The 11,028-nt window shown below is 63.1% G+C and carries 11 protein-coding genes; all 11 read right to left on the bottom strand.

Features of this window, described 5'->3' with window-relative positions; all coding sequences use genetic code 11:
* Positions 1 to 133: 133 nt before the first annotated feature.
* Positions 134 to 481 carry an Hpt domain-containing protein gene (locus tag HX869_RS29650; RefSeq protein WP_178904075.1) on the bottom strand — a complete coding sequence of 116 codons (348 nt, stop codon included), beginning with the start codon at positions 479 to 481 and terminating at the stop codon, positions 134 to 136.
* 30 nt (positions 482 to 511) lie between these two features.
* Positions 512 to 2,230 (bottom strand): fused response regulator/phosphatase, encoded by a 1,719-nt coding sequence (locus tag HX869_RS29645; protein ID WP_177116767.1) that lies wholly within the window; start codon positions 2,228 to 2,230, stop codon positions 512 to 514.
* Positions 2,227 to 2,532, bottom strand: a complete 306-nt coding sequence (locus HX869_RS29640) for an STAS domain-containing protein (RefSeq protein ID WP_003214569.1) — start codon at positions 2,530 to 2,532, stop codon at positions 2,227 to 2,229. Before HX869_RS29640 ends, HX869_RS29645 begins: the two co-directional genes overlap by 4 nt.
* A gap of 88 nt (positions 2,533 to 2,620) precedes the next feature.
* Entirely contained in the window at positions 2,621 to 3,070 is a 450-nt protein-coding gene (gene fliJ / locus HX869_RS29635) for a flagellar export protein FliJ (protein WP_008434833.1), read from the bottom strand.
* 3 nt (positions 3,071 to 3,073) lie between these two features.
* Positions 3,074 to 4,432, bottom strand: a complete 1,359-nt coding sequence (fliI, locus tag HX869_RS29630; protein ID WP_087694334.1) for a flagellar protein export ATPase FliI — start codon at positions 4,430 to 4,432, stop codon at positions 3,074 to 3,076.
* Positions 4,422 to 5,186 carry a flagellar assembly protein FliH gene (gene fliH, locus HX869_RS29625; RefSeq protein WP_008434837.1) on the bottom strand — a complete coding sequence of 255 codons (765 nt, stop codon included), beginning with the start codon at positions 5,184 to 5,186 and terminating at the stop codon, positions 4,422 to 4,424. Before fliH ends, fliI begins: the two co-directional genes overlap by 11 nt.
* Before the next feature lie 10 nt (positions 5,187 to 5,196).
* Positions 5,197 to 6,216, bottom strand: coding sequence for a flagellar motor switch protein FliG (gene fliG, locus HX869_RS29620; protein ID WP_003214577.1), 1,020 nt, complete (start codon positions 6,214 to 6,216; stop codon positions 5,197 to 5,199).
* Positions 6,209 to 7,984 (bottom strand): flagellar basal-body MS-ring/collar protein FliF, encoded by a 1,776-nt coding sequence (fliF, locus tag HX869_RS29615; RefSeq protein WP_008434839.1) that lies wholly within the window; start codon positions 7,982 to 7,984, stop codon positions 6,209 to 6,211. Before fliF ends, fliG begins: the two co-directional genes overlap by 8 nt.
* A gap of 14 nt (positions 7,985 to 7,998) precedes the next feature.
* Positions 7,999 to 8,331, bottom strand: coding sequence for a flagellar hook-basal body complex protein FliE (gene fliE, locus HX869_RS29610; protein WP_003214581.1), 333 nt, complete (start codon positions 8,329 to 8,331; stop codon positions 7,999 to 8,001).
* A 129-nt stretch (positions 8,332 to 8,460) separates the two neighbouring features.
* Positions 8,461 to 9,843: a sigma-54 dependent transcriptional regulator gene (locus HX869_RS29605; RefSeq protein ID WP_178904074.1), complete on the bottom strand. Its 1,383-nt coding sequence runs from the start codon at positions 9,841 to 9,843 to the stop codon at positions 8,461 to 8,463.
* Between the two features lie 6 nt (positions 9,844 to 9,849).
* Positions 9,850 to 10,995, bottom strand: a complete 1,146-nt coding sequence (locus HX869_RS29600) for an ATP-binding protein (protein WP_166742199.1) — start codon at positions 10,993 to 10,995, stop codon at positions 9,850 to 9,852.
* Positions 10,996 to 11,028: the final 33 nt, after the last annotated feature.

Below are 11,028 nucleotides of genomic sequence, written 5' to 3'. Positions count from 1 at the left end.
AGCTCTGCTTTCGCTCTGGTTTTTGATGGGGCAGAGCGCTTTGGTTACTGTGCCGCTTTTGCAAAGTGACTCGCTGCAAGAGCGAAACCATAAGCCGCCGTTACCGAAGAAACGGATATACACACCAAAAGCGTCAGAGCTGAAACCGCCCCCGCTCATGCTCATACAACGGCCGCACCAGCGCGAATTCATGGTCAATCTCATCCACCAACTGCGCCAAATCCGCAACCACAGGCTTGGCGGACTTATCCTCGAGCAACTGACAAAGCTCAGCCAACCGCACCGCCCCAAGATTACCGCTACTCCCCTTGAAGCTATGCGCAATCCGCCCAAGCGCCTTGGCATCATCCCGAGCCCGGCGCAACGCCTCTACCCGCTTTTGCGAGTCATCGAGAAAAGTGTCGAGCAGCTTCGGATACTCGCCCTCCATGACCTCCTGCAAGCCAGTCAGCACATAGGGGTCCAGATGAATCTCTGCCACTTGTTCGCTCCTTGATCAAGAATCGGCGGATTATGCCAGAGCCTTCCATGAAAACTCCACGCACACACACCGCCCGCCGTCAGACCAGCCTACATCGCTGCTCAACTGGCGCACCAGGCTCAATCCCCTACCAGACAGACGGTCAACATCCAGCGGCCTGGCCAGCACCTTATCCACATCAAACCCGGCCCCACTGTCCTCGATCCGCAGCGTCAGACACCCCCCCTCCCCGGTCGGCACCACATCCAGGTGCACCCGCACATACCCGCTATCCAACCGCGCCAGCCGCTCATTACGCTCGCGGTAATACGCAGCAAACCCCTGTGCATCCCGCTTGAGCCGCGAATCCAGCCCCAGCACACCATGTTCAAGCGCATTGGAATACAACTCTGCCATCACGCTGTACAACGCCCCGCTCTGCTCCCGCAGCCCATGAATCTCCAACAGCAACTGCAACAAATACGGCAAAGGGTTGTAGGACTTGAGCGTCTCGGCACGAAACTCAAAACTTACCGACCAATCCAGCGGCGACGACTGCCCACTGTCGGAATACACCACCGACGACGAACGCAACGGCTCATCCGCCTGCAGGCTGATCTCCACCATGCTGATGTCATCGCGCACCTCACCGCGAAAACCCGCCAGGGCCTGTTCGATCTCCTCGAACAACCGGTCCGGCTCGCGATTGGCCGCAAACACCTGCTGCAACCGCTCGGCGCCAAACAACTGTTCATGGGCATCGGCAGTATCCAGCACACCATCCGACAGCAAAAACACTCGGTCACCCAGCGCCATCGGCCAGACTTCAGTGCAGTCATCAAACGCCTCGGCCGCCAGCACGCCCAATGGCAAATGCCGCGACACCAGCGGCGTGCGCTTGCCGGTGGTGACGTCATGCACGTAGCCGTCGGGCATGCCGCCGTTCCACACCTCCACCACCCGTCGCTGGGCGCTGAGGCACAGCAAGGTGGCACAACAGAACATGTCCACCGGCAGGATGCGCTTGAGCTTGGCGTTCATCTCCCGCAGGGTTTGCGCCAATCCGTAGCCCTTGGCAGTCATGCCGTAGAACACTTCCGCCAGGGGCATGGCGCCGACCGCCGCCGGTAAACCGTGGCCGGTAAAGTCCCCCAGCAGCACATGCATATCGCCCGACGGCGTGTACGCGGCCAACAGCAAATCGCCGTTGAACAGCGCGTAGGGCGACTGCACATAACGAATATTCGGCGCGGCGTTGATGCAGCCCGAGTGGGCCACCTTGTCAAACACCGCCTTGGCCACTCGCTGCTCCTGCAGCAGGTAGTCGTGGTGCCGGGCGATCAGGTCGCGTTGCTGCAACACCGTGGCCTGCAAGCGACGCAGGCGATCCATGGCATTGATCTTTGCCGCCAGGATCACCTGGTTATAGGGTTTGGCCAGGAAGTCGTCACCCCCGGCATCCAGGCACTGGGCCAGGGCTTCGCTCTCGCGCAGGGAGGTGAGGAAGATGATCGGCACCAGCGCCTCCCCCGCCAGTTGCTTGATCTGCCGGGCCGCCTCGAAGCCGTCCATCACCGGCATCAGGGCGTCCATCAACACCAACTGCGGCCGTTCACGGGTAAACACATCGACCGCTTCCTGGCCGTTGCTGGCGGTCAGCACCTGGTGGCCCTGGCGGCGCACGATGGTCGACAGCAACAACAGGTCGGCGGCGCTGTCTTCGGCGATCAACACCGTCAGCGCCTCGAGGACCGGGGCCAGGACGCTCAAGTGAGGTCGAACAGTTTGTCGAAGTTGGAAATGGCCAGGATCTTGCGCACATCGGAGTTGGCGTTGACCACCTGCACTTCGGCATTGTCGCCTCCGGCATGGTCACGCAACAGCAGGAGCATGCCCAGGGCCGAGCTGTCCATGTAGGTGGTTTCCTTCAAGTCCACCACGTAGATCTCGGGCACCTTGTAGAACCGCTCGTAGGCATCACGAAAGGCCTGGTGGCTACCGAAATCGAATCGCCCCCTGACGGTGATCGTCAACTTCGTCCCGTCCAGGGACACTTCTGATTCGACTGACATACGACTGCTTCCTTGTCATTGGCAATGTGCAACAAGGTGTAGCAGGTGATAGGGAAGTGGGCAAATCCATGTAGGAGCGAGGGCGTGGTTAATAGGGGTTTTGGCGGGGAAGACGCTGGGACAATTCATCCAGCAATTTCTGCTCGCGCTTGTCTTCCAGTGCACGGGCTTCGTCGATGTAGCGCTGCACCAGCTTGCGCAGGCCTTCGACCCGGGCATAGGCCTGTTGCCAGCTGTCGCGGGCCTTGTCGACGTTGGCCTGGTGCCAGGCCAGGCTCTGGCGCTGCTGGCCGACGGCGGTTTCCAACTGGTTGAGAAAGCCCTGGTAGCCCATCAGCCACTGCCCGGAGACGCCCTTGCTGCCACGCTCGATCCACTGCTGCTGATACTCGCCGCGAAAGCGCTCCAGGTCCCCCAGCTTGCTTTCCGCCAGGCGAACCTGGCCCTGGAAGTACCCCAGGCGCTGGACGGCGGTCTTTTCAGCTTTTTCGGCCATGTCCACCACCGGGGCAAGGCGCGCGGCGCGAGTGTTGGCCATGGTTTATCCGCCCGGCGCCGGCGCGAAGATGGTGCCCAGGTGTGCCTCGCTTTCACCCATGCTGATCTTGTCGTTGAGGCCCTGGCGCAGGTACGTCACCAGTTGCGGTTGCAGGGCAATCGCCAGGTCGGTCTCGCGATCGCCGCCGGCCACGTAGGCGCCGACGCTGATCAGGTCGCGGCTCTGTTGATAACGCGACCACAGTTGCTTGAACTGCTGCGCGCGCATCATGTGCTCCGGGGTGACCACCGACGGCATCACCCGGCTGATGGAGGCTTCGATGTCGATGGCCGGGTAGTGCCCTTCTTCGGCCAGGCGCCGGGACAGCACGATGTGCCCGTCGAGCACGCCCCGCGCCGAGTCGGCAATCGGGTCCTGCTGGTCATCGCCCTCGGAGAGTACGGTGTAGAACGCAGTGATCGAACCACCACCGGCTTCGGCGTTACCGGCACGCTCCACCAGCTTGGGCAGCTTGGCGAACACTGACGGCGGATAGCCCTTGGTGGCCGGCGGCTCGCCGATGGCCAGCGCAATTTCCCGCTGGGCCTGGGCGAAACGGGTCAGGGAGTCCATCAGCAACAGGACGTTCTTGCCCTTGTCGCGAAAATATTCGGCGATGCGCGTGCAGTACATCGCGGCGCGCAGGCGCATCAGCGGCGCGTCATCCGCTGGCGAGGCCACCACGACCGAACGCTTGAGGCCCTCTTCGCCGAGGCTGTGCTCGATGAATTCCTTCACCTCCCGGCCCCGCTCGCCGATCAGCCCGACCACGATGATGTCGGCCTCGGTAAAGCGCGTCATCATCCCCAGCAACACCGACTTACCCACGCCGGTACCGGCAAACAGGCCCAGGCGCTGGCCGCGGCCCACCGTCAATAAACCGTTGATGCTGCGAATGCCCACGTCCAGCGGCACGCTGATGGGGTTGCGCTTGAGCGGGTTGATGGTCGGGCCGTCCATCGGCACCCAGTCTTCGGCCTTCATCCCGCCCTTGCCGTCGAGGGCGCGCCCGGCGCCATCCAGCACGCGGCCGAGCATGCTCATGCCCATCGGCAGGCGGCCGGTGTCGGCCAGCGGCACCACGCGAGCGCCGGGGGCAATGCCGGCAACGCTGCCGACGGGCATCAGGAATACTTTGCTGCCGGAGAACCCCATCACTTCGGCTTCGACCTGCACCGGGTGGTAGCTGTCGTCGTTGATCACCATGCAGCGGCTGCCCATGGCGGCGCGCAGGCCTTCGGCTTCCAGGGTCAGGCCGACCATGCGCAGCAGGCGGCCCTCCAGGATCGGCTGGCCGGGCAACTCGGTGACTTCGGCATAGCCACCCAGGCGCTTGGCGAAGCTGGTGCGGTCAAGGCGCATCGGGGGTGTCCAGCTCGACGCTCAAGTCCGGCTCTGCCGGGTGCAGCGCCTGCTCGTGCAACTGATCGAACAGCTTGGCCATGATCTGCGTGATGCGCGTCTCCACCGTGGCATCGATGCGGCTGTGCTCGGTCTCGACCCGGCAACCACCGGGCAGCAGCGCGGCGTCTTCGACGATGCGCCAGGTTTCTTCATGGCGCTCGCGCAGGGCTTTGACCTGTTCGAAATCCTGCGGGTTGATGTACAGCCGCACGTTGCCGACGCCCAGGGGCAGCAGCTTGAGGGCTTCGCGCATCACGCTTTCGATTTGCGTGGAGTCCAGGGCCAATTCGCGCTGAATCACCTGGCGGGTGATGTGCTCCACCAGCCCGACCATGGCTTTTTCAATCTGCGAGTCCTGCTCGGCGATGGGCTCGAACAGGCTGCCCATCAGGGTTTCCAGGCTGGCCAGCTTGACGCTCAGCGCGGCCTCGGCTTCCTGGCGGACCTTGAGAGTGGTGCTGCGAAAACCGTCCTTCTCGCCGGTGGAGAAACCTTCGTTGTAGGCTTCCTGGCGAATGCTTTCGAGCTCTTCCAGGGTCAGTGGCTGGACTTCCTCCAGCGGCACTTCTTCCATCTCGGCCGGGGGTTCTTCTACCGGCTCCGGCTCAGGCTCCGGGCGATGCGGGTCGAAACTGGGCAGCGACCAGACGTCGAACCCTCCGACGTCCCGTGCGCGAATCAGATCGCTGGGCGTCTCATCTTTGTTCGACATGCGCGGCGCCTTAAATCATTTCTTCGCCGCCCTTCCCACCGAGAACGATTTCTCCGGCTTCGGCCATACGGCGGGCAATGGTGAGGATTTCCTTCTGTGCAGTTTCCACGTCGCTGACGCGCACCGGGCCCTTGGCCTCGAGGTCGTCGCGCAACAGTTCGGAAGCTCGCTTGGACATGTTCTTGAAGATCTTTTCCTTGACGCCTTCGTCGGAGCCCTTGAGCGCCAGCACCAGCACGTCGGAGGAGACTTCCCGCAGCAACGCCTGGATGCCACGGTCGTCGACGTCGGAGAGGTTGTTGAACACGAACATGAGGTCTTCGATCTGCACCGACAGGCTGTCGTCGATCTCGCGGATCGAGTCCATCAACTGGCCTTCCACCGAGCTGTCGAGGAAGTTCATGATGTCGGCCGCACGCTTGATGCCGCCCAGGGTGGTGCGCGAAGCGTTGGAATTGCCCGAGAACTGCTTCTCGAGAATCGTGTTCAGTTCTTTCAGGGCCGCTGGCTGCACGGTGTTCAACGACGAGACGCGCAGGATGATATCCAGGCGCACCTTATGGTCGAAGTGGCCGAGCACTTCACCGGCCTGGTCGGGGTCGAGATACGCCACCACGATCGCCTGGATTTGCGGGTGTTCGTAGCGGATCACATCGGCCACGGCCCGCGGTTCCATCCACTTCAGGCTGTCGAGGCCGCTGGTGTTGCCACCCAGCAGGATACGGTCGATCAGGCCGTTGGCCTTGTCTTCGCCCAGGGCCGAGGTGAGCATCTTGCGAATGTAGCTGTCGGAGCCGACGCCCAGGCTGGTCTGGTCGCCGACGATCTCGACGAACTCGCTCATCACCTGCTCGACTTGCTCGCGGTGCACATTGCGCATTTGCGCCATGGCCACGCCGACACGCTGAACCTCTTTGGGCCCCATGTGGCGCAGCACTTGGGCGGCGTCGGTTTCTCCGAGGGACAGCAACAGCACGGCGGCTTTGTCGACCCGGGAGAGTTTGGCTACTGCAGCTCGGCTATCACTCATCTGCGTTAATCCACTCTTTCACGACCTGGGCCACACGACCCGGGTCTTCGGCCACCAGGCTCTTGATTGCGTTCAACTGAGCGTCATAACCCTCGCTCGGGCTCGGCAACAGAATGCTTTGCGGGCCACCGAGGCTCACGCGATCGTTGGCCAGTTCGCCATCGAGGCCGCCCATGCCACCCAGTTCGACGTCGCCGCCGGCCAGGGCCAGCTGCTTCTTGCCGTGGCCGGTGATGTTGTTGAGCACCGGGCGCAGCACGCCGAACACCAGCAACAGGATGAACAACACCCCCAGCACTTGCTTGACGATGTCCCAGAACCACGGCTGAGTATAGAACGCTGCCTCGGCGATGACTTCGCCACGCTCGGCGGAGAACGGCATGTTGATCACGCTGACGCTGTCGCCACGGCTGGCATCGAAGCCCACCGCGTCCTGCACCAGGCGAGTGAAGCGCGCCAATTCATCGGCGCTCCATGGGGCGCGGGTGATGGCGCCGTCTGCGGCATTGACCTTGACCTGGTCATCCACCACCACCGACACCGACAGGCGATTGATCCGACCCTGTTGCTGCTTGGTGTGGCTGATGGAACGATCAAGCTCGAAGTTCTTGGTGGACTGGTTGCGCTTGTCGGCCGGGTACGGCGCGAGCATGGGCTGGCCGGTGGCCGGGTCCATGATCTGCTGGCCGTTGGCGTCCAACAGCGGCTGGCCAGGCTGCACCGCGCCTGCGGTAGCGGCAGCGCCACCGGTGGTTTGCGGGGCAGTGGCCGGGGTTGGTGGCTGGTTGCTCAGGGCACCCGGCACGCCTTGCGGGCCATTGCTGGCGGTACGTTGTTCGGTGGTCGATTGCTCGCTGCGCAGGGCCGGCTGGTCCGGGTTGAACTGCTCGGAGGTCGATTCGACGGCGCTGAAGTCGACGTCGGCCGACACTTCAGCCTTGTAGCGATCATTGCCCAACACCGGTTGCAGGATGTTGTGCACCCGCTGGGTCAGCATGCTTTCCATGCGACGGCTGTAGTCGAACTGCTTGCCGGCCATGGTCAGCGAAGAGTTTTCCGCGAGGTCCGACAGCAGGTTGCCCTTCTGGTCGACTACGGTGATCTGCGACTTGCTCAATTCAGGAACGCTGGTGGCCACCAGGTTGATGATCGCCAATACCTGGCCAGGCTCAAGGGAGCGGCCGGCAAAGAGTTCGACCAGGACCGAGGCGCTGGGCTTGCGTTCATCGCGCACAAACACCGAGCTTTTCGGAATCGCCAGGTGCACGCGGGCGCCCTTGACGTTGTTCAGGGCAGAGATGGTGCGCGCCAGTTCGCCTTCCAGGCCGCGACGGTAGCGGGTGGCTTCCATGAACTGGCTGGTCCCCAGGCCCTGGTCCTTGTCGAGGATTTCAAAGCCGATATTCGCGTCGGACGGGGTTACGCCGGCAGCCGCCAGCTTCATCCGCGCACGGGCCACATCGTCGGCCTTGACCAACAGGGCGCCGGAATTCGGTTCGACGGTGTAGCTGATGTCTGCCGCCGCCAGGGTTTCCATGATCTGCTTGGAATCCATGCCGGCCAGGCTGCCGTACAACGGACGGTAATCCGGTTGCTGGGACCACAGCACCACGGCAAAACCAATCGCCACGCTGGCAGCCAGGCCGACCATCAGGCCTACCTGACGCAACATGGTCATCTCGGAGAGGTTTTCCAGGAACGACAGGCCAAACAGCGGCGGCTTGCCGTCTGCCTTGGCGGGTGCGTTATCCACGAGTGCTTCTGCCATGACTCAAATCGTCCTTAAACCGGCATCTGCATGATGTCTTGATAGGCTTGAACCAGTTTGTTGCGCACCTGGGTCAAGGCCTGGAATGAAACGCTGGCTTTTTGCGAGGCGACCATCACGTCGGTGAGGTCCACGCCGCTCTTGCCGATCTCGAAGGCGGTCGCCAACTGATTGGATGCCTGCTGGGTGTCGCTGACTTTGTTGATGGCCTGGCCGAGCATGTCGGCAAAGCTGCTCTGGCCCAATTCCGGTACGGCTTGCGCGGCGGATTTCGGTTGAGCCATGGCATCCATTTGCATGGACCGCATATCCAACATCAACCGATTGAACTCAACACCTTGGCTCATGAACTTTCTCTCCGACGACCCGCAATTTTTTGACACTACACAGCGATTACAGGGGTGGTAGCAACAAGGGTGCCAGCTCCGTGGCATTCTGTAAGAAAAGGCGACTGGCCCTGTCGGCTTTGAGAATTTTCAGGTGGCGTAGAGATAGGCTTCCACGTCCATCCCGGCGTCACGCATCTGCGCCAGCTTGTAGCGCAGGGTGCGCGGGCTGATGCCCAGGCGCTCGGCGGCTTCTTTGCGGCGCCCGCGCTCGGAGCGCAGGGTGTCGATGATCATCTGGAATTCCCGGCGACGCAGGTCGTCGCCCAGGGCGCCGGCGGATTCGGCAGGCACGGCTTCGACCTGTGGCGCGGCAGCCAGGCTCGGCTGCGGGGCTGCGCCCGCGCCCATGGCCAGGCAGAAATCCTGGGGCTGGATCAGGCCGCCCTGCTGCAAAATCAACGCACGCTGGATCGCATTGTCCAGTTCCCGCACGTTGCCGGGCCACGGGTAACTGATCAGACAGGCCTGGGCCTCGGCCGACAGGCGCGCCTGGGCATGCTTCATTTTATTGACGTGCTTGCCCAGCAGGCGCTCGGCCAGCGGGATGATGTCGGCCGGGCGCTCGCGCAACGGGCGCCAGGCCAACGGGAACACCGAGAGCCGGTAGAACAGGTCCTCACGGAAGCGCCCCGCCGCCACTTCGCCCGCCAGGTCGCGGTTGGTGGTGGCGACCACACGGATGTCCAGCTGGATCGGCTTGCGTGCGCCCACCCGCTCCACTTCGCGCTCCTGCAATACCCGCAGCAACTTGGCTTGCAGGCCCAGGGGCATTTCGGAGATTTCGTCGAGCAGGATGGTGCCGCCGTCGGCCTGTTCGAACTTGCCGGCCTGGGCGGCGATGGCGCCGGTGAACGAGCCTTTCTCATGGCCGAACAAGGTGGCTTCGAGCATGTTGTCGGGGATGGCCGCGCAGTTGATCGCAATGAACGGCTGGCTGGCACGATGGGACTGCTGGTGGATGTAGCGCGCCAGCACTTCCTTGCCGGTACCGGACTCGCCGGAGATCAATACGGTGGAGTCGCTGCGGGCGACACGGGCCGCCAGCTCCAGCAATTGCGCACTGGCCGGCTCGAAGGCAATCGGACCTTCGCCGTCGGCGGCGCCCAGGGCACCGAGGGCATGGCGCGCGACCAGCTCGATCAAGGCTTTGGGTTCGAAAGGTTTGACCAGGTAATCCGCAGCGCCCTGGCGCATGGCGTCGACGGCACGCTCCACGGCGCCGTGGGCGGTCATCAGCAGCACCGGCAGTTGCGGCTGGCGCGCACGCAACAGGCCGAGCAACTGGTGTCCGTCCATGCCCGGCATGTTGACGTCGCTGACCACCAGGCTGAAGGACTCCTGCTCCACCGCGTCCAGGGCTTCTTCGGCAGAACCGACCGCCCGATAGTCATGGCCCGCCAGCAACAGCGTGTCAGCCAATGCTTCACGCAGGGCGCGATCGTCTTCAACCAATAAAACCTTGATAGTCATGACCTTTTACTCCGCGCTGACGGCGCATGAAAACAGCGGCAGCGTGATCAACGCGCACGTGCCACGACCCAACCGGGAATGCAGCTGCAATTCTCCCTGATGTGCACGGGCGACTGCCTTGACCACGGTCAGGCCCAGGCCGGTCCCGTTGGTCTTGGTGGTAAAAAAAGGCTCGCCGAGGCGCTGCAGCACCACCGGGTCAATCCCGCTGCCGCTGTCGCTGATGCTCAGGCGCAGGGTCTCGCCACGGTTGTACAGGTGCACCTTGAGCCGCGCCCCGGGGCCGCTGGCCTGGGTCGCGTTTTCGATCAGGTTGAGCAGCGCGCCCACCAGGGTGTCGCGGTTGCACAGCAACTCGCCGTAATGGCTGTCGCACTGCCAACGGACTGACGCTTCCTGGATATGAGTGGCGGCCGCCGCTTGCAGGGACTGCATCAAGGCGGCCGGGGTGACGCGATCGGTCAGCGGCAATTCGCCGCGGGCAAACACCAGCATGTCGCGCACCTGATGCTCCAGTTCGTGCAGGCGCTCCTTGAGGCGACCGGCAAAACGCTGGTGGGTGGCGGCGGGCAATTGCTCATCAGTCAAATGACTGGCGTAAATCAGCGCGGCCGACAATGGCGTACGAATCTGGTGGGCCAGGGAAGCGACCATTCGCCCCAAAGACGACAGGCGCTCATGGCGGGCCAACTGGTCTTGCAGGTGCCGGGTTTCAGTCAGGTCGTTGAGCAACACCAACTGGCCAGGCTCGGCATCCAGGGAACGCGTGGCGATGGACAGGCGGCGCCCATCCTTGAGGGAAATTTCGTGGCCGTCGTCTTCCCGCGGGGCAAAGCAGCGGGTGATGACCTCGCGCCACAGCTCGCCTTCCAGCGGCAGGCCAAGCATGTTGCAGGCCGCCGGGTTGGCTTCGCGCACACGGCCCTGCTCGTCGATGACGATCACGCCACCGGGCAACAGGTCGAGGAGGTTTTGCAGACGGTTGGCCAGTCGCTCTTTCTCGGCCAGCTCTTCCATGCGCTGGGCACTGACCACGGCCAACTCGCCTTTAAGCTCGGAAACCCGGGCTTCCAGCAGGCTGTAGGAGTCAGTCAACTGGCTCGACATCTGGTTGAACAGGGAAAAAGCCTGTTCAAGCCCCAGACGGCTGATCTGCTCTACGGAGGGGGCCGGCCCCTGAGTGTC

Source organism: Pseudomonas sp. P7779, assembly GCF_013386315.1.
Classification (GTDB): domain Bacteria; phylum Pseudomonadota; class Gammaproteobacteria; order Pseudomonadales; family Pseudomonadaceae; genus Aquipseudomonas.
The sequence above is the reverse complement of the archived record's forward strand: the minus strand, read 5'-3'. Positions and strand labels throughout refer to the sequence as shown.